This is a genomic window from Pseudomonas yangonensis (genome assembly GCF_009932725.1).
Lineage (GTDB): Bacteria > Pseudomonadota > Gammaproteobacteria > Pseudomonadales > Pseudomonadaceae > Aquipseudomonas > Aquipseudomonas yangonensis.
In genome coordinates this window covers 110180-129526 of record NZ_BLJU01000003.1, presented here as the reverse complement: position 1 = coordinate 129526, position 19347 = coordinate 110180, and the positions used below count along the sequence as shown (strand labels likewise).

Sequence of the window (19347 nt, the reverse complement as noted above, 5' to 3'; positions counted from 1 at the left end):
GTAAAGCGAGCCTGTAAGCTGTTGGCTGCCATCAGCCCAGGCTGGGGGCGAGGCCCCGCGCTGGATCGACGTCCCGCTGTATACCGACGTCGGGCGTTCGCTGAGCGCATTGCGGGTCGAATAAGAACCCGCTAGAGCTACGCTCACGCCGCGCGATACGCGGCGCTGAATCGACTCAGTGCGAATGCCGCGGCACGGCGGAGCCGCGGCAGCCGACCAGAAAGTCGAAGTCGCAGCCCTCATCGGCCTGCAGTACGTGATCGACATAGAGGCGACGGTAACCGCCGTCCCAGAGCAGGCATTGCGGTTGTTGCCAGGCAGCCAGGCGCGCCTGCAGTTCCGCTTCGGGGATATCCAGATGCAGGCGTCCGTTGGCGCAATCGAGCTCGATGAAATCCCCGTTCTGGACCACTGCCAGCGGGCCGCCGGCCGCAGCCTCGGGGGCTACGTGCAGCACCACGGTGCCATAGGCGGTTCCGCTCATGCGTGCGTCGGAGATGCGCACCATGTCGGTGATGCCCTTGGCCAGAACCTTGGGCGGCAGCCCCATGTTGCCTACTTCCGCCATGCCCGGATAACCCTTGGGACCGCAGTTCTTCATGACCAGAACGCAGGTTTCATCGACGTCCAGTTGCGGGTCATTGATCCGCGCCTTGTAGTCGTCGAAGTCCTCGAACACCACAGCACGGCCGCGGTGCTGCATCAGTGCCGGGCTCGCTGCCGAGGGTTTCAGCACCGCCCCCTTGGGCGCGAGGTTGCCGCGCAGTACACAGATACCGCCATCGGCGCGCAATGGATTGTCGAGTTGGCGGATCACCTCGTCGTCGCCATAGATCGGCGCATCCTTGCAGTTCTCCCAGAGGTTCTTGCCGTTGGCCGTCAGCGCCTGCGGGTTGGGCAGCAGGCCGTTCTCGCCGAGGCGGCGGATGACGGCAGGCAGGCCCCCGGCGTAGTAGAACTCTTCCATCAGGAAGCGACCGGAGGGCTGAAGGTCGACGATGGTCGGTGTGCCGCGCCCCACCCGGGTCCAGTCGTCCAGCTCCAGCTCGACGCCCATGCGCCCGGCGATGGCCTTGAGGTGGATCACCGCGTTGGTCGACCCGCCAATGGCGGCATTGAGTCGGATCGCGTTCTCGAAGGCTTCGCGAGTCAGAATCTTCGACAGGCGCAGGTCTTCATGGACCATTTCGACGATGCGCATGCCCGACAGATGAGCCAGCACGTAGCGTCGCGAATCGACCGCCGGGATGGCGGCATTGTGCGGCAGCGAGGTGCCCAGGGCTTCAGCCATGCAGGCCATGGTCGAGGCCGTCCCCATGGTGTTGCAGGTGCCCGCCGAGCGCGACATGCCCGCCTCGGCGGCCATGAAGTCATGGATCGAGATCTTGCCGGCCTTGACCTCTTCGCTGAGCTGCCAGACCACCGTGCCGGAGCCGATGTCCTTGCCCTTGTGCTTGCCGTTGAGCATGGGCCCGCCGGTGACGACGATGGCCGGTACGTCGCAGCTCGCGGCGCCCATCAGCAGTGCCGGCGTGGTCTTGTCGCAGCCGGTCAGCAGAACCACGGCGTCTATCGGGTTGCCTCGGATCGCTTCCTCGACATCCATGCTCGCCAGGTTGCGGGTGAGCATGGCGGTCGGGCGCAGGTTGGATTCGCCGTTGGAGAACACCGGAAATTCCAGCGGGTAACCACCGGCTTCCAGCACGCCCTGTTTGACGTGCTCGGCGATCTTGCGAAAGTGCGCATTGCAGGGCGTCAGTTCGGACCAGGTATTGCAGATGCCGATGATCGGCTTGCCCTGAAATTCATGGTCGGGAATGCCCTGGTTCTTCATCCAGCTGCGATACATGAAGCCGTTCTTGTCGGCGCTGCCGAACCACTGCGCGGAGCGGAGGGGACGTTTGTCTGTCATGAGAAAAACCTGCCAGGGTACGAAAGGCCGCCCGGGGCCCTTCGGGTTGATCGGAAACAAGGAGGGTTACAGCAGCCAGGTGGAGATCGCCGGCACGTACAGGAGTAGCCCGAGCACGAACAACTGGATGATGATGAACGGCACCATCGACCTGAAGATGTCGGTGAGGCTGATATCCGGGGGCGCCACGCTTTTCAGGTAGAAGGCCGCCGGGCCGAAGGGAGGCGAGATGTAGGACACCTGCATGCTCACGGCGAAAAGAATGCCGAACCACACCGGGTCATAGCCGAGTTGCACCACAATCGGCACGAAGATCGGCAGGCAGAGCATGGCGATGCCGATCCAGTCGAGGATCATGCCGAGCACCAGGAAAATCAGCATCATCACCAGGATGATGACGAAGGGGGCTACATCCAGACCGCTGATCGCCGAGGAGACGAAGCGGTTGCCACCCATCAGGTTGTAGACTCCCACCAGGCAGGCTGCGCCGATGCCGATCCAGACGATCATCCCGCAGGTTTCCAGCGTTTGGGTCAGGCTGCCCTGAAGCAACTTGACGCTGAACTCACCGCGTACGATGACCGCGAACAGCACGCCCAGCGCACCCATGGCCGCGGCTTCCGTGACCGAGGCAATGCCGCCATAGATGCTGCCAAGCACCAGCCCGGCGATGGCGACCGGGTAGAACATGCCGCGGAACGCCTCGCCCACGCTGAGGCGCGGCGTGCGGGCATCCTGCTCGACATAAGCGCCACCCATCTGCGGATAACGCGTACACATCACCACCACATAGATCATGTAGCAGCTCATCAGCAGGAAGGCCGGAACCACCGCCGCCTTGAACAGGTCGGCGATCGAGACACTGGCGATCAGGCCATAGATGATCAGTACGATCGATGGCGGCACCATGGTGCCGAGCGAGCCGCCGGCGCACACCACGCCGATGGCGATGCGTTTGTCGTAACCCAGGCGCAGCATCTGCGGCAGGGCGAGCAGGCCGAGCAGGACGATCTCGCCGCCGATGATTCCGGAGATGGCGGCCAGGAAGAACGCCACGACCAGCGTCTGTACTGCGACCCCGCCGGGCAGGCGCCCCGCGAAGAAGCGCATCGAGTTGAACAGGTCCCGGGCCAGACCGGAGCGATCGAGCAGCCCGGCCATGAAGACGAACATGGGGACGGCGACCAGGGAGTATTCGGTGATGAAACCGAACATGCGGCTGGCCACCAGGGGAACGGCCATCGGACCGAACCAGCCCAGGGTGAAGATCGCCGCCACCAGGCCGGTGACATAGGCCAGGGGCAGGCCCAGTATCAGCAGGCCGAAGATGGCGAAAATGATCAGGTAAGTTGCGATTTCAATGCTCATGGCGCGAGTTCCGAAGTCATTTGTTATTGCGCCAGTGCTGGCTGATGCGCACGACCTGCTGCAGTGCCATGAGGGCGATCGAAATCAGGATGATGATCTTGATGAAGGCGGGCAGCGGTGGGTTCCAGGAGGAGCCCGAGGTTTCCAGGCGCCAGCTGCCATCGGGGGCATGGGTGGCATTGACGGCCAGCACCCAGGCTGCATAGCCGATGGCCAGGCAGAACAGGATGCCCAGCACCAGGTTGAGCAGTTCCAGCCAGGAGCGTTTTCGCGGCGAAAGACGATCCAGCAGGATGCGAATCTGGATGTGTCTGTTGGTGGCCAGTGCGTAAGGCCCGCCCAGTGCGAAGATGGTCGCGACCAGGAACGTGGTGGTCTCGTGGGCCCATTCCGTGGGGGCATTGAATCCATAGCGCATGATCACTTCATAAACGCTGACCAGCATGGCGACGAACACCAGCCAGGCGACAGCCTGACCGATACGCTGGATCATCCGGTCGAAGCGGTTCTGGCCAGGTGCGGGTTCTGTGGCGGGAAGAGGGCCGTCGCTCGGTGGTTGCGGCATTTTCACTGTAAAGCTCCTCGTCAGCCCCGGTCGAAACCGGGGCTGTGTGCTCAGAGTGGTTTGAAGAAGGGCGTCAGAGCAGGCCTTTGCTCTGCAGATAGGCCTGGATCGAGTCGACGGCTTCCTTTGCCTCGGGGCTGCGCTCACGCCAGGAGCTCCACTCGGCACGGGCAATCTGACGGAATTTCTTCAGCTCTTCGGCAGGGAGGGTGGTCAGGGTCACGTCACCTTTCTGCCTGGCGATTGCCACCTGCTCTTCGTCCTTGGTCTGCAGGTCTCCGATCAACTGAGCGGTGAAGGCGTCCACCGATTCTTCGAGAATGCGCTTTTGCTCGTCGCTGAGCCCATCCCAGATGGCCTTGTTGATGGAAATGTCCTTCATCGGCATCGAGTGGAAGCCAGGGTAAATCGCGAAGGGGGCGTACTTGTGGTAGCCCTGCTGGTAGTTGGTGGCGAACACGGTGTAGTCGGCGGCATCGATCACGCCTTTTTCCAGCGCCGTATAGACCTCGGAGGTGGGAAGGTTAACTGGCGCGGCGCCGACCAGTTTGAATGCGTTCGACACCATGCCTTCCGGCGCGCGAATCTTCAGGCCCTTGAAGTCATCCAGTTTCTCGATACGGCGCTTGGTGATCAGCGACTCGACGCCAACCGCGCCAGCACGGATCAGGTGCACGTTATAGGGCTCCACCAGACGGTTGTACCCGTCCTCACCGCCGTTGCGCATGAAATCGAGGAAGGTGGTGGTGTCGTTCCAGGCACCGACCATGTTGCCGTAGACGGCAAAGGCCGCGTTCTTGCCGGAGAAGTAGCCTGGGTCGGTGATGTGGCCCTGAATGATGCCGGCCCCGACAGCGTCGAGTGTCTCGTTGTTGCCAACGATGGTGCCGGTAGGCATGACTTCGATGAGGATTTCGCCGTTGGTCTTCTCGCCGACGCTCTTGGCCCATTGCTGGGCGATGCGGAATTCGTCGTCGCCGGCATTGACGTTGATCTGGAACTTCCATTCCTCCTTCGCCAGCACAGCGCTCGAGCTCAGGATCAAGGCCAGGGCCGCGAGACCTTTACCCAGGCGGCAGGGGGTTGCAGTGAGTTTCATGGTGCCTCTCCGATTATTTTTATAAGGGCATTTCCAGCGCCAGGGCTCTGTTCAGGACGCCAGCGAAAACAGACGAGCAGTGCGGCATCTGTCATTCCCGGTAGAGGGTAGACAGACGAGGCATCATCAACAAATATGTATTTGCGCCTTGTCCATATCAAAATGGATATACCTCCATGAAGCCTCTCAATAGCAGCTGGTTTGTCCGTGCCCGGTTGAAGAGCCGGCACATACCCTTGCTGGTCGCGCTGGGTGATACCGGCAACCTCAACCGTGCCGCCGAAGGGCTGGGGATCTCCCAGCCGGCCATTTCCAAGCTGCTCAAGGAACTCGAGGATGGTCTGGAAGTCGCGCTGTTCGAGCGGCATGCCCGCGGCGTGGTGCCGACACTCTATGGCGAAGCGATGATTCGTCATGCGCGCAGAATCCAGACCAGCCTCGAGGACGCCTTCGATGAGGTCTGCGCGATGCGCGGCGGGCAACGCGGGCATGTGCGCATCGGCACCATTCTGACCCCCTGCGCCGAGCTGCTTCCGGAGCTGACGCGACGAGTCAAACAGAGCCATCCGAATCTGGAGTTGAGTATTCGCACCGGCTCCAGTCTCGATCTGATGGCGATCCTCAACGACGGCGAGCTGGATTTTCTGGTCGCGCGCTTCTTTGCCGACAGTGCCCAGACCGGCATGTGTTTCGAGCCGCTTTACAAGGAGCCGCTATGCGTCTGTGCGCGGGCGGGGTTGATCAACCACGTGCTGTCGCGCGAGGACTTGCACGCTGCCGATTGGGTGTTGCCGCCGTCCGGCAGTGTGCTGCGGCATGAGTTCGATGCTCTTTTCCAGCACGTCGGCATGTACCCGCCGAGCAAGGTGGTCAATGCGGAGAATCTGCTGATGGTGACCACGTTGCTGGAGCAGAACGACATGCTCACCGTGCTGCCGCGCGAGGTGGTGGCGCACTATGCTCGCTACGGCATGCTGGCTATCGCCGAACTGGAGCCCGGCATAGAGGATGACCTCAACCGCAACCTGATGGCCTACGGCATCATCACCAAAAACGAGGAGTTACTGTCTCCCGCCGCTAAAAGCGTACTGGCGCTGTTGCGCGAGAGCGCACATTTGCTACCTGTCGCTGGGCGTGCCGCGATCTGACCGGCCAGGGCTCGGGCCTGCGGGCAGCCCCTCGATCCGCATGTGGAGATGCATGCGCTGCTGGCTGGTCTCTCCGGTTTCGCTCAGTTGCCTTCCGGCAAGGCGTCCTGCTCGCTGCGCAGGTGCTCGAGCAACTGCGCAGCGAGCGGCGACAGGCTGGTGCCGCTGCGATGGATGATCGAGCACGGTTCGTTACGCGACTGCAGCGATAGCGGCAGCCGGCGCAGCAGACCGAAGCCTTCGCTGGAGCAGGCGATGGAATGGGGCATCACCGCCACCAGCTGGGGGTCTTCCTGCAGCAGGCTGAGCATGGTGAAGGTCGAGGAGGTTTCCAGTGGGTTGCGCGGGAACTCCAGGCCGGCTTCGCCGAACTCGCGTTCCAGCACCGTGCGCATCGGTGTACCGGTCGGGTAGACCACCCAGCTGTAAGCACTCAGGTCGGCCAGATTCAGCGCCGGATTGCCCTGCTGCGGATGCTGCGGGGCGGCGACCAGTGCCAGCTGTTCCGCGTGCAGGCTCAGGCATTCATAGGCATCCGGGTGCTGGCTGCCGCTGGTGCGCGCAATGGCCAGGTCAAGGCGACCCTCATCGAGCAGCTTGAGCAGCCGCGGGCTGATGTCTTCGACGATTTGTACGGAAATGTCCGGCTGCGCCTGGCGCAGGCGGGTCAGTGCACGCAGTACCAGCGGCACCGAGCCGGCGATGGTGCCCACCGCAAGATGGCCGCCGTGGCCCTGGAGAATGCCCTGCATCTCGTCATGCAGGTGTGCCAGGTCGTTGTGGATAAGACGTGCATAGCGAATCACGCAGCGCCCCATGTCGTTGGCCTGCAGGCCCTGTGCCGTGCGCACGAACAGGGGCGTGCCGAAGGTGGTCTCGATCTCGTGCAGCGCCTTGGTCGCGCCCGGCTGACTGATGGCGACGCGCTCGGCGGCGCGGTGCAAGGTGCCCAGTTCGTCGAGAGCGATCAGCAGACGCAGCTGGCGGATGCGCAGGCGCGAAACGATGTAGGTCAGTGGCGGCAACATGGGGATGAGGAAAAGTTATCACCTAATCAGAAGCTTTCATTAGGCAGTACTGCGGGCACTTTTTAAAGTGCCGTGCAGATATGGCGCCGCGATGGTGCTGAACAACAGCAGGAGCAAAGCGATGCGGTTGATCCAGTTTGAAAGTGAACAGGGCCAGCGCCAGGTCGGCGTCGTCGGTGATGCGCAGATCAATGTGGTCAGGGGCGTTGGCAGCACCCGCGAGCTGGCGCTGCAGGCGATCCGCAACGGCCATGGGCTGATCGCCGAGATCGAGCGTCTGGGCGTCGAGCAGGGGCCGGCCTATGCCGAGCTGATCGAGCAAAAGCGCCTGCTGGCTCCGCTGGATCACACCGACCCGGCTCATTGCCTGGTTTCCGGCACCGGTCTGACCCATCTGGGCAGCGCCTCCACGCGTGACAGGATGCACCAGCAGGTCGAGGCGCAGCAGGCCGAAGGCAAACTCACCGACTCCATGCAGATGTTCCAGTGGGGCATGGCCGGTGGGCGTCCGGCGGCCGGCAGCGAAGGCGCGCAGCCGGAGTGGTTCTACAAGGGTGACGGCAGCATCGTGGTTCGCCCCGGCGAGGATTTCCCGGTGCCCGATTTCGCCGAGGACTTCGGCGAGGAGCCCGAGCTGACCGGCCTCTACGTGATTGGTGACGATGGCCAGCCGTATCGCATCGGTTTCGCACTGGGCAACGAGTTCTCCGACCACGTGGTCGAGCGCAAGAACTACCTTTACCTGGCGCACTCGAAGCTGCGCTTCTGCTCCTTCGGCCCGGAAATGCTGATCGGCGAGCTGCCGCGGCATCTGTCCGGCGTCAGCCGCATCCACCGTGGCGACCAGGTACTGTGGGAGAAGGAGTTCCTCTCCGGTGAGGACAACATGTGCCACAGCCTGGAGAACCTCGAATACCACCACTTCAAGTATCGCCAGTTCCTGCGTCCGGGTGACGTGCATGTGCACTTCTTCGGTACCGCGACCCTGTCCTTCGCCGACGGCATCAAGGCGCAACCGGGGGACACCTTCGAAGTTAGCCTGGAAGCGCTGGGCGAGCCGCTGCGCAACGGAATTCGTGTGCACGCGCCAGCGGTGAAGGTGGGCGGTGTACGCCAGCTTTAAGCCGCTGTCAGGCTGGCTGTGCTGCGGGCGGATCGAGAATCCGCTCGCCGGATTGGCGAATTGCGCCCTCACCAGAGGACGAATTTTTTAAGTTATCACTTATCATATGTCTGACAACTGCAGTAGAGTTGTCATTCCTCGGCTTCCAGGGTCGAGGCCTCATTCATTGTCCGGGGCGGCGTTGCCGTCCCACCTGACAGGAGAACGCCATGCTGAGTCTGACTGGCCACAATTACATCGGCGGTGAGCGCCGCGCCGCCGGCACCGCCCTCCACAAGAGCCTCGACGCCAGCAGCGGTGAAGCGCTGCCGTACACCTTTATCCAGGCCACGCCGGAAGAAGTCGACGCTGCCGCCCAGGCTGCCGCTGCCGCTTATCCGATCTACCGCAATCTGTCGGCCGAGCGCCGTGCCGAGTTTCTCGACGCCATCGCCGAGGAGATCGATGCCCTCGGTGACGATTTCGTCGCCCTGGTCACCCGCGAAACTGCACTGCCGGCTGCCCGCATTCAGGGTGAACGTGGTCGTACAAGTGGCCAGATGCGCCTGTTCGCCAAGGTGCTGCGTCGTGGCGACTTCTACGGTGCGCGCATCGACCGCGCCCTGCCGGATCGTCAGCCACTGCCGCGCCCGGATATCCGTCAATACCAGATCGGTGTCGGTCCGGTCGCCGTGTTCGGCGCCAGCAACTTCCCGCTGGCCTTCTCCACCGCCGGTGGCGATACCGCCTCGGCCCTGGCTGCCGGCTGCCCGGTGGTGTTCAAGGCGCATAGCGGCCACATGGCCACTGCCGAATGCGTGGCCGATGCAGTGATCCGCGCCGCCGAGAAAACCGGCATGCCCAAGGGCGTGTTCAACATGATCTTCGGCGGCGGCGTCGGCGAGATCCTGGTCAAGCACCCGGCCATCCAGGCCGTCGGCTTCACCGGTTCGCTGAAAGGCGGTCGCGCCCTGTGCGACATGGCCGCTGCCCGCCCGCAGCCGATCCCGGTGTTCGCCGAGATGTCCAGCGTCAACCCGGTTATCGTCCTGCCGGGCGCCCTGAAGGCGCGTGGCGCCACCGTCGCCAAGGAGCTGGCCGGCTCCGTGGTGTTGGGTTGCGGCCAGTTCTGTACCAACCCGGGGCTGGTTATCGGCATTCGCGGCGCCGAATTCAGTGAGTTCGTTGCCGGCCTGGCTGATGCCATCGGCGCACAACCGGCGCAGACCATGCTCAACGCCGGCACCCTGCGCAGCTACACCAGCGGCGTCGCGCAGCTCAAAGGCCATGCCAAGGTCAGCCATCTGGCGGGCAACGAGCAGGCCGGCAACCAGGCGCAGCCGCAGCTGTTCAAGGCCGACGTGAGCATGCTGCTCGAAGGCGACCACCTGCTGCAGGAAGAAGTCTTCGGCCCGACCACCATCGTCGTCGAAGTCGCCGACAGCGCCGAGCTGACCCGTGCCCTGCAGAGCATGCACGGCCAGCTGACCGCCACCCTGATCGCCGAGCGTGAAGACCTGACTGCCTTCCGCGACCTGCTGCCGCTGCTGGAAGTCAAAGCCGGCCGTGTGCTGCTCAATGGTTACCCGACTGGCGTGGAAGTCTGCGACTCCATGGTTCATGGTGGCCCGTACCCGGCGACTTCCGACGCCCGCGGTACTTCGGTCGGCACCCTGGCGATTCACCGCTTCCTGCGCCCGGTCTGCTACCAGAACTACCCGGACGACGTGCTGCCGGAGGCGCTGCAGAACGCCAACCCGCTGGGCATTCAGCGTCTGGTCGACGGCGTGCACACCCGTGACGCGTTGAGCTGATCCGGACGCTGCAACGAACAATGCCGCACCTTTCAAGGTGCGGCATTTTTCGTTCAGGCGGTTGCAACCTTACTTGGCAGCGGCCTGGGTTTTCTCCACCGCCTGGATGATCACCTTGGCCACATCGCCCGGACGCGATTGCTGCGGCACGTGGCTGGCGGCGACCTCGGTGGTTTGCGCACCGAGCTTCTTGGCGAAGTCGCGCTGCATCTCCGGCACGATCATGCGGTCATCGCTGGCGACCAGGTACCAGGACGGCTTCTGCTTCCAGGCTGCGACGCTGGTGCGCTCATCGAACGCCGCTGCGCGGATCGGGCCTTGCGTGGCGGTCATCACCGCGGTCTGTGCGGCTGGCAGGTCCTGTGCGAAGTCGGCCGCCATGCCCTGCGGTGTCAGATACAGGAAGCCATTCTTGTCCGCCGCGATCTGGCTCGAGCCCGGAGCAGTGCGGTAGCCGCTGTAGAGCTCACCGCTGGACTGACCGGCGTTGGGGGCGAACGCGGCGACGTAGACGAGGCTGCGCACTTTCTCGTCGGCCCCGGCCTCGGTGATCACCGTGCCGCCCCAGGAGTGGCCGACCAAAACCACGTCGCCGTCCTGGTTGTTCAGCACGCGCTGGGTGGCGGCCACGTCATCGGCCAGCGAGGTCAGCGGGTTCTGCACCACGGTGACCTTGATGCCTTTTTCCTGCAGCAGCGGCACGACCTTGGCCCAGTCGGAGCCGTCGGCGAAGGCGCCGTGGACGATCACCACCGAGGGCTTGGCCTCGGCAGCCTGGGTATTGATGGCGAAGAAGGGGCTGGCAATGGCGAGGGCCAAGATCAACGGCTTGGAATTGAACATGATTGAATCTCCTGTGCTTGGGGGAGTTCAGTGTCGATAATGCGCCGGTGTCCCGGTATCGGTCGTTTATCCGAGGTCTGCAAAAAAGGAGAGCTGCATAGTGAGTGACTCCGTCGCGCTGGAAGACGCCATGCTGGCGCTGGCCATGGTCGGTGACCTGAGCATGGGCCAGCCCATCGATCAGTCGCGCCGTACCGCGCGCCTTGCGCAGTGGCTGGTGCAGGCCAGTGGCGGCGAGCCGGCGCAGATCGATGCGGCCCGGCAGGTGGCGCTGCTGCGCTGGTCGGGCTGCACGGCCAACGCCGAGGGCTTCATGCGCCTGTTCGGCGACGATGTCGGCGGGCGCCGCGACATGCTCGCGCACACCCTCGATGCCGCCGGCCAGCGCGCCATGCTGCGCACCACGCCCTTGGCCGTGGTGCACTGCGAAGTGGCCGGTGAGGTGGCCCGCACCCTCGACTTGCCGGGGCAGGTCGAGGTGGGGCTGCGGCACATCTTCGAATGCTACGACGGCAGCGGCCGGCCGCTGGGCCTGCGTCATCCCGATATTCCGCAGGTGGTCTATCACGTGGTGCTGGCCGGCGATCTGGAAATCCTCTCGCGCGCCCATGGTCTGGAGGCGGCGCTGGAATGGATCGGCGCACAGGGTGATCGCCGCTATCCCGCTGCCCTCGCCGCATTGCTTATCCGTCACGCAGCGGATTGGCTGGACGCACTGCGCACGCCCGAGGGCATGCGGCCTGGCGTCGGGCCGCAGGTCTCGCTGACCCTGGTGGGCGACGTGATCGATCTCAAGCTGTCCTGGTTGGCCGGCTATTCACGCCAGGCTGCCAGCCTGGTGCGCGATGCCGGCCGGCTGTGGGGCTTGCCCGAGGATCGCCTCGACATACTCGGCAAGGCGGCGCTGATCCATGGCCTGGGCCGCGCGGCCGTGCCCAATCGAATCTGGAGTACGCCCGGCCCGCTGCTCGAAGGCGACCTCGAATCGGTACGCCTGGTGCCCTACTGGACGCACCGCGCCTGTAGCCAGATCGGTGGCCTGAGCGAAGCCGGGCAACTGGCCGCGCATGCCTACGAACGGCTGGATGGCAGCGGCTATTTCCGCTCGCTGAGTGGTGATGCCCTGAGTGGCGAACACCGACTGCTGAGCGCCGCACTGGCCTGGCTCGCATTGCGCGGCGAGCGCCCCTGGCGAGCGGCTCTCAGTGACGAGCAGGCCGCCGGCGTATTGCTGGATGAAGCCGAGCAGGGCCGCTTCGACCCACGCGCCTGCCAGGCAGTGATCAGCGCGGCGCATGGCGAGCAGGCGCCGCTGGTCAGCAAACCCGGCAACGGCCTGCTCAGCGAGCGCGAGACGCAGATCCTGCAGCGCATCAGCAGCGGGGCGAGCAACAAGGAAGTGGCGCGCGACCTGGGCATCAGCCCGAGCACGGTGCGCACCCATGTCGAAAGCGTGTTCCGCAAGTTGCAGTGTTCGACGCGAGCGGCAGCGACCCTGAAGGCGCTGACCTTGGGAGTGATTTGAGGCAGGGGCGGCTCAGTCGCCCCCGCCGCCACCATCGCCCCCGCCGCCCGAGTCGAAGCCCCCGTCACCGTATCCAGGGCTGGAATCCTGCCCGCTCAGGCCGCTTCTCCTGCTTTTGCCCGCGCGTGACTTGGGCCTCGAGCGTTGCCACGAATAGATGAAGAGCACTGCGAATGCGATAGCGATCAGCGGCAGAATATCCATGCGTGTTTCTCTCCATTGTCTGGCGATGGTCCTGGCGGCACTGGCCTGACGCCTATCCAGCGAAAACCTCGGTGCTAGAGAGGCGTCCGAGTCGCCTACAGCGCACTTTCCGCAAGCGCCGGCACGGTAAACTGAAACTCCGACCCCTTGCCCAATTCGCTCTGGACGCCGATATGCCCGCCGTGGGCTTCCACTATGCCTTGGGTAATGTACAAACCAAGCCCGGTCCCGGTTGGATTGCCATCCTTCGCGGTCCAGTAACGGTCGAACACATGGGGCAGGTGCTCCTTGGGGATGCCCTCGCCGGTATCGCGCACAGTGAACAGGATGTCATCACCGACAGATTTCGCGTGGACTCCGACCTTGCCCTGTCGTGGGGTGAACTTGATCGCATTGCCGATCAGGTTCGAGAGCACCTGAAACAGCCGCTCTGGATCAGCGTGAATGCGCAGATCGGGATCAGCCTCGAAGGAAATACTGATGTCCTTGTCAAGGGCGAGGGGAGCGAGCAGCGATTGCGCCTCTTCGAACATGTGCCCGACATCGAGCTTCTGCGGGGTGATGGTGTAGCGACCCGCGTCGATCTTCGACGTGTCGAGCAGGTCCTCGAGCAGGGTATTCATCCGTCCGGCAGCCTGCTGCATGGTGTCGAGTGCCGTAGCGATACGTCGCGAGGTATGCGGACCGTCGGAACTGAAGGTCTTCTGCATCATGCCGCAAAGCATCGAAATCACCGTCATGGGGTTCCTCAGGTCATGCGATACCACGGCAACCAGCTCGTCACGGGCACGCACCGCCTCCTGCTCACGGCGTACTTGCCGGGCGAGGTCATGCTCCAGCGCCGAGCGACGCAGGTCGTTGGCCGCAAACAGATCTCCCTGGCTCCATTTGGTTGAGATACCGGCCATTTCGACCTTCCAGATTTCGAACGATGTACGAGGCCGCAAGCGCAGGCCGGCATCGGAATTTTCCAGGTCCAGGGGTTTGCGCGGATCGCCGCTCCAGTTGATGCTTTCCTTCACCTCCGGACGAAACCACATCACAGCGTTATCCACCGGTTTGGGCAGGCTCATCGCAAGTACGCCGCTGGCCACCTGCGGATACTGCGCCGCGGGCGGATAGACAGCACAAAGGTGGTGACTGGAAAACACCGACTCGCCCCTGTCCTGCAACCATTGGTGCAGCGCGCGGATTTCCTGGGGCTCCGGGCAGTTGCCGTATCGGTGTAACTGCTTGTCTTCGATGATGGCGACACCGCCAGCCGCCGTCAGCGCCATCAGCACCTCAGGTTGCCCTGCCAGCCCATCGAAAACGGTCTGCGGCGAATCGATCATTGCCTGATTGAGCAGCGTCAGCGCATCGATTTTCTCCTCCCGCTGGCGGTTGATCTCCAGCGACTCCATGGCGCTGATCTGTAACGACAACACCTGACCGATAGTCTGGCAGGCGCTGCGCAGCTCATGCGGTACGTGCAACGGCTGGCGATTGCCGCAACTGATCAGACCCCAGAGTTTGTCGTCCTTGAGCAGGGAGATACTCATCGACGACAGCACCCCCATGTTCTTCATGTATTGGCAGTGAATCGGGGAAACGCTGCGCAAGGTGGCGAAGCTCAGGTCCAGCGGGGTCTGCGTGTCGGGACGCAGCTTCGGCACCAGAGGCACCGGTTGGTAATCGGCGTTGGGGATGATTCGCAGCCAATTGGTGCGATACAGCTCGCGGGCCTGTTCGGGAATGTCCGAGGCGGGGAAGAACAGACCATTGAAGAGCTCCATTGACGGCGCGGAGGCTTCAGCGATGACCTGACCATGGCCCTCTTCCTCGAAGCGGTAGATGAGCACTCGGTCGTAACCGGTCATCGCCTGAATTTCCCTGACACTGATGTCATACAGCTCCTGCAGCGTGGTCGCTACCTGCAGGCGCTGGAGCAGGCGGGCCAGGTTGGTGTTGAGCCCCGCGACGTTTCGCGGCTGGAAATTTTCCACGTGGATTTCCAGCTCCAGGATCAACACACCCTGATACCGGTGCAACAAACCCTCGAATGCCGTGCCATTGATGTGAAAGTGAAGGGGCCCTGCGTCGGCGAACGCTGGCCGCACCAACGCCTCGCGTACTGCTTCGGTATGGGCCTGGCCAATCAGCTTGTCTAACGGTTGGCCGATCAGATCTTGCGGCGTGTGAGCCAGCAAGGTTTCGACATTGGCGCTGATCTGGATGATCTCCAGAGCGGGCTCGCTGAGTGTCAGCAGCAAGCCATGGGGCTGAATCGCGCCGGGGAAGCGGATCGGCTCGTCGGCGCAGTTGTTCAGCAAGTCTTCAAAGGCATCTTGGTTCTGCGGGGTCATATCAGTACCTCTCTGCTTTCGAGCCAGCGCTCGAAACAGCCGAATGTGGCTCGGGCCGCCATGACAACGGCTCCGCGTTCGCCCGTATCCAGGGATCGGCTACCCAGATAGGCAATGAAATTACGCCAGCGTCGCCCGGTGTTGGCGCCGTAGATATCGAGAAATGCCGCTCCGTTGTCGGCATTCAGGCCCAGCCGCGAAGCCATTTCCCGGCGCAGGATTTGCCCACCGAGCGTTGCCCCTTCGAGCACATATAGAACGCCCAGGCAGGTGGGCCTGCAGTTAATTGCCGGCAATGAATGGCAGATCGGCAAACACTCGATGGCCTCGGCTGACAGGCCTAACGCATGCAGGTCTTTGCACAGTGTGGGCGCTTTGAGACGCGACACCAGATCGAAATCGGCAGACGTCACGTCGCTGGCGAGCAACGCGTTTTCAAGCGGCATATAGAAGCCGTAATACGCCTGCATCAGTCGTTGAAAGGCGTTCGTGTCGAGCTGGGCAGAGAAAAAAGGAAGCTGTCTTTCCAGCCTGATGTGCAGTTCCGCAGTACCGGCCCGCAGATCTTGCAGCACCGGCAGCACAGGAACTTCGCGTGCCTTGGCTTGCATGTGGGACGCTCTTGTGAGGGCCACTTGTGGCCAATTTTAAGGTGAGCAGGGGCTAACCCTATCACGCGAGATGGGATATCCAAGCTAAAAAGGCTCAATCCGGATAAGCGTGTCACTGAAGGCCAACCTGGGAATCAGAGCCATCACGAGGCACACCGTCAGCAGGGCAGAAACCAGCTAACTAGTATTGTTCGTGCCGTTTAGCCGTGTAATTAGGCCTGATTTTTTGAGAGTAGCGGGGCTCTGGGCCTGGCTCGCAGTGTGTCGCACCTGTGACTTTGATGTGCGAGAGCCGGGCACGAGGACATGGGCGCACAGGTGCTTCATGGAAGAACCCTTGCGGCAGCATAAGGCCCTGGTTGGAAGTGGCAGCCGTGCCATGCGCCCACCAGAAAAAACAAAGGGCCTAGATTTTCACCTAAGCCCTTGATTGATCTGGCGCATCCGGCGGGATTCGAACCCACGACCCCTGCCTTCGGAGGGCAGTACTCTATCCAGCTGAGCTACGGATGCGTTGCGGGGCGCAATGATACGCATCTGGGCGCTTAGCGTCCATCGTGCATGAGTGTGCATTATTCAGAACGCACTTTACACTTTTGCAGTGGTTAAGAACCGCATGACCAAGTTTTTTATCATTCTTTCGTCGATTTAGCCCCTCCGGCTATTGCCCTTTGCCGTTGCCGCTCCTAGGATTCGTTTGAGATTTCAAACGGCGCGTTCGGTCATTCTGAACCCCCGCACGTTCAACGGCTCTGAATCCATTACCAGGCACCCGCAAGGCTAAATTTTCCGCCTGCGGGCTCTGTCCGTGACTCCAACGACTTTGCACCGACGCCCGGGCGCCGGAACTGAAGGAGACTGCCATGCAACTGAAAGACACCCAGCTGCTGCGCCAGCAGGCCTATATCGATGGCCAGTGGCTGGACGCCGACAGCGGTCAGACCATTGCCGTGAACAACCCGGCGACTGGCGAAATCATCGGTCGCGTGCCGAAGATGGGCCGTGCGGAAACCCGTCGCGCCATCGAGGCCGCCGAGAAGGCGCTGCCGGCCTGGCGTGCACTGACTGCCAAGGAGCGCGCCAACAAACTGCGCCGCTGGTTCGAGTTGCTGATGGAGAACCAGGACGACCTCGGTCGCCTGATGACCTTGGAGCAGGGCAAGCCGCTGGCCGAAGCCAAGGGCGAGATCGCCTATGCCGCCTCCTTTATCGAGTGGTTCGCCGAGGAAGCCAAGCGCGTCTACGGTGACGTGATTCCCGGCCACCAGCCGGACAAGCGCCTGATCGTGATCAAGCAGCCGATCGGCGTCACCGCCGCCATTACCCCGTGGAACTTCCCCGCTGCGATGATCACCCGCAAGGCCGGCCCGGCACTGGCCGCCGGTTGCACCATGGTGATCAAGCCGGCTTCGCAAACCCCGTTCTCCGCCCTGGCCCTGGTCGAGCTGGCCGAGCGCGCCGGCATCCCGAAAGGTGTGCTGAGCGTGGTCACCGGCAGCGCCGGCGAAGTGGGTGGCGAGCTGACCAGCAACCCCATCGTGCGCAAGCTGTCCTTCACCGGCTCGACCGAGATCGGTCGCCAACTGATGGCCGAATGCGCCCAGGACATCAAGAAGGTGTCGCTGGAGCTGGGCGGCAACGCGCCGTTCATCGTCTTCGATGACGCCGATCTGGATGCCGCCGTGGAAGGCGCGCTGATCTCCAAGTACCGCAACAACGGCCAGACCTGCGTCTGCGCCAACCGCATCTACGTGCAGGATGGTGTCTACGACGCCTTCGCCGAGAAGCTGATCGCCGCTGTATCCAAGCTGAAGATCGGCAACGGTCTTGAAGATGGCACCACCACCGGCCCGCTGATCGACGAGAAGGCCGTGGCCAAGGTGCAGGAGCACATCGCCGACGCGGTGAACAAGGGCGCCAAACTGGCCCTGGGCGGCAAACCGCATGCCCTGGGTGGCACCTTCTTCGAGCCGACCATTCTGGTGGACGTGCCGAAAACCGCTGCCGTGGCCAAGGAAGAAACCTTCGGCCCGCTGGCGCCGCTGTTCCGCTTCAAGGACGAGGCCGAGGTGATCGCCATGGCCAACGATACCGAGTTCGGCCTGGCTTCCTACTTCTATGCCCGCGACCTGGGCCGCGTATTCCGCGTGGCCGAGGCGCTGGAGTACGGCATGGTGGGCATCAACACCGGCCTGATCTCCAACGAAGTCGCGCCGTTCGGCGGCGTGAAGGCTTCCGGCCTGGGCCGCGAAGGCTCCAAGTACGGGATCGAGGACTATCTCGAGATCAAGTACATGTGCCTGGGCGGCATCTGATGCCAAGACGGGGCAAGGTGCGAAAGAGCGTGCGGCGCCCCGGTTGTAAGTCGTAACCCTATTGAGTCCCTTGCGGCCCGGTTCAGTCGATCATCGCATGCTGAACCGACACCCGCCGGGGACGGCCATGAGGACACCATGAGCAAGACCAACGAATCCCTGCTGCAACGCCGTGCCGCCGCCGTACCGCGCGGTGTCGGCCAGATCCACCCGATCGTCGCCGAGCGCGCCGAGAACGCCACCGTATGGGACGTCGAAGGCCGCGAGTACATCGACTTCGCCGGCGGTATCGCCGTGCTGAACACCGGCCACCTGCATCCGAAGGTGGTTGCCGCCGTTCAGGAGCAGCTGACCAAGCTGTCGCACACCTGCTTCCAAGTGCTCGCCTACGAGCCCTACATCGAGCTGTGCGAAGAGATCGCCAAGCGCGTGCCGGGCAACTTCGCCAAGAAGACCCTGCTGGTCACCTCCGGCTCCGAAGCCGTCGAGAACGCCGTGAAGATCGCCCGCGCCGCTACCGGCCGTGCCGGCGTGATCGCCTTCACCGGCGCCTACCACGGCCGCACCATGATGACCCTGTCGCTGACCGGCAAGGTGGTACCGTACTCCGCCGGCATGGGCCTGATGCCGGCTGGCGTGTACCGCGCCCAGGCGCCGTGCCCGCTGCATGGCGTGAGCGAGGATGAGTCCATCGCCAGCATCGAGCGCATCTTCAAGAACGACGCGCAGCCGCAGGACATCGCCGCGATCATCATCGAGCCGGTGCAGGGCGAGGGCGGTTTCTACGTCAACTCCCCGGCCTTCATGCAGCGCCTGCGCGCCCTGTGCGACCAGCACGGCATCCTCCTGATCGCTGACGAAGTGCAGACCGGCGCGGGCCGTACCGGTACCTTCTTCGCTACCGAGCAACTGGGCGTGGTGCCGGACCTGACCACCTTCGCCAAGTCCGTCGGCGGCGGCTTCCCGATCTCCGGCGTGTGCGGCAAGGCCGAGATCATGGACAAGATCGCCCCCGGTGGCCTGGGCGGCACCTACGCCGGCAGCCCGATCGCCTGCGCCGCGGCCCTAGCCGTGCTCAAGGTGTTCGACGAGGAGAAACTGCTGGAGCGCAGTCAGGCCGTGGGCGAGAAGCTCAAGGCCGGCCTCAAGACCATCGCCGAGAAGCACAAGGTGATCGGTGACGTACGTGGCCTGGGTTCGATGGTCGCCATCGAGCTGTTCGAAGGCGGCGACCACAGCAAGCCTGCGGCCGAGCTGGTAGGCAAGATCGTCGCCCGTGCGCGCGAGAAGGGCCTGATCCTGCTGTCGTGCGGCACCTACTACAACGTCATCCGCTTCCTGATGCCCGTCACCATCCCTGACGCGCAGCTGGAAAAGGGCATCGCCATCGTCGCCGAGTGCTTCGACGAGCTGGCCTGAGCCGGACCCTGAGCACGCCTGTGCGTGCTGATGAAAAGACCCGCCCTGT

General features: G+C 63.3%; 14 protein-coding genes and 1 tRNA gene. 6 read left to right on the top strand and 9 right to left on the bottom strand.

Features of this window, described 5'->3' with window-relative positions; genetic code table 11:
* Positions 1-175 precede the first annotated feature (175 nt).
* The 4 genes from GYB81_RS06170 to GYB81_RS06155 form a co-directional block, all read right to left on the bottom strand.
* On the bottom strand, positions 176-1912 hold the full coding sequence (locus GYB81_RS06170; protein ID WP_161865900.1) for an IlvD/Edd family dehydratase: 1737 nt from the start codon (positions 1910-1912) through the stop codon (positions 176-178).
* 66 nt (positions 1913-1978) lie between these two features.
* Positions 1979-3280 carry a TRAP transporter large permease gene (locus tag GYB81_RS06165; RefSeq protein ID WP_161865901.1) on the bottom strand — a complete coding sequence of 434 codons (1302 nt, stop codon included), beginning with the start codon at positions 3278-3280 and terminating at the stop codon, positions 1979-1981.
* 16 nt (positions 3281-3296) lie between these two features.
* Positions 3297-3845 carry a TRAP transporter small permease subunit gene (locus tag GYB81_RS06160; RefSeq protein WP_233787508.1) on the bottom strand — a complete coding sequence of 183 codons (549 nt, stop codon included), beginning with the start codon at positions 3843-3845 and terminating at the stop codon, positions 3297-3299.
* Positions 3846-3918: 73 nt separating this feature from the next.
* The gene (locus tag GYB81_RS06155) at positions 3919-4944 is read right to left on the bottom strand and encodes a TRAP transporter substrate-binding protein (RefSeq protein WP_161865903.1); all 1026 of its coding nucleotides are present in this window, start codon (positions 4942-4944) and stop codon (positions 3919-3921) included.
* 176 nt (positions 4945-5120) lie between these two features.
* On the opposite strand from GYB81_RS06155, the gene GYB81_RS06150 reads away from it, so the two are divergent.
* Positions 5121-6092: a LysR substrate-binding domain-containing protein gene (locus tag GYB81_RS06150; RefSeq protein WP_233787491.1), complete on the top strand. Its 972-nt coding sequence runs from the start codon at positions 5121-5123 to the stop codon at positions 6090-6092.
* Between the two features lie 83 nt (positions 6093-6175).
* Here the strand turns inward: GYB81_RS06150 and GYB81_RS06145 are convergent, their stop codons facing one another.
* Entirely contained in the window at positions 6176-7120 is a 945-nt protein-coding gene (locus GYB81_RS06145; protein WP_161865904.1) for a LysR family transcriptional regulator, read from the bottom strand.
* Positions 7121-7241: 121 nt separating this feature from the next.
* Between GYB81_RS06145 and araD1 the strand changes: the two genes are divergently transcribed.
* Positions 7242-8243 (top strand): AraD1 family protein, encoded by a 1002-nt coding sequence (araD1, locus tag GYB81_RS06140; RefSeq protein ID WP_161865905.1) that lies wholly within the window; start codon positions 7242-7244, stop codon positions 8241-8243.
* Positions 8244-8452: 209 nt separating this feature from the next.
* The gene (locus tag GYB81_RS06135) at positions 8453-10036 is read left to right on the top strand and encodes an aldehyde dehydrogenase (NADP(+)) (protein ID WP_161865906.1); all 1584 of its coding nucleotides are present in this window, start codon (positions 8453-8455) and stop codon (positions 10034-10036) included.
* A 69-nt stretch (positions 10037-10105) separates the two neighbouring features.
* Here GYB81_RS06135 and GYB81_RS06130 read toward each other — a convergent pair whose 3' ends face one another.
* Complete coding sequence (locus GYB81_RS06130; RefSeq protein ID WP_161865907.1) at positions 10106-10879, bottom strand: alpha/beta fold hydrolase; 774 nt, start codon at positions 10877-10879, stop codon at positions 10106-10108.
* A 100-nt stretch (positions 10880-10979) separates the two neighbouring features.
* On the opposite strand from GYB81_RS06130, the gene GYB81_RS06125 reads away from it, so the two are divergent.
* Complete coding sequence (locus GYB81_RS06125) at positions 10980-12404, top strand: HD domain-containing phosphohydrolase (RefSeq protein ID WP_161865908.1); 1425 nt, start codon at positions 10980-10982, stop codon at positions 12402-12404.
* Positions 12405-12703: 299 nt separating this feature from the next.
* On the opposite strand, the gene GYB81_RS06120 is transcribed toward GYB81_RS06125, so the two are convergent.
* From GYB81_RS06120 to GYB81_RS06110, 3 genes are all read right to left on the bottom strand, one after another.
* Positions 12704-14953, bottom strand: coding sequence for an ATP-binding protein (locus GYB81_RS06120; protein WP_161897756.1), 2250 nt, complete (start codon positions 14951-14953; stop codon positions 12704-12706).
* A complete protein-coding gene (locus GYB81_RS06115; RefSeq protein WP_161866214.1) occupies positions 14950-15564 on the bottom strand; it encodes a biliverdin-producing heme oxygenase in 615 nt (204 codons plus the stop codon). Before GYB81_RS06115 ends, GYB81_RS06120 begins: the two co-directional genes overlap by 4 nt.
* A gap of 436 nt (positions 15565-16000) precedes the next feature.
* Positions 16001-16077: transfer RNA gene (locus tag GYB81_RS06110), tRNA-Arg, on the bottom strand.
* A gap of 350 nt (positions 16078-16427) precedes the next feature.
* On the opposite strand from GYB81_RS06110, the gene gabD reads away from it, so the two are divergent.
* Together gabD and gabT are read left to right on the top strand one after the other, a co-directional pair.
* The gene (gene gabD, locus GYB81_RS06105; protein ID WP_161866215.1) at positions 16428-17879 is read left to right on the top strand and encodes an NADP-dependent succinate-semialdehyde dehydrogenase; all 1452 of its coding nucleotides are present in this window, start codon (positions 16428-16430) and stop codon (positions 17877-17879) included.
* Positions 17880-18017: 138 nt separating this feature from the next.
* Entirely contained in the window at positions 18018-19298 is a 1281-nt protein-coding gene (gene gabT / locus GYB81_RS06100; RefSeq protein WP_003242299.1) for a 4-aminobutyrate--2-oxoglutarate transaminase, read from the top strand.
* Positions 19299-19347: the final 49 nt, after the last annotated feature.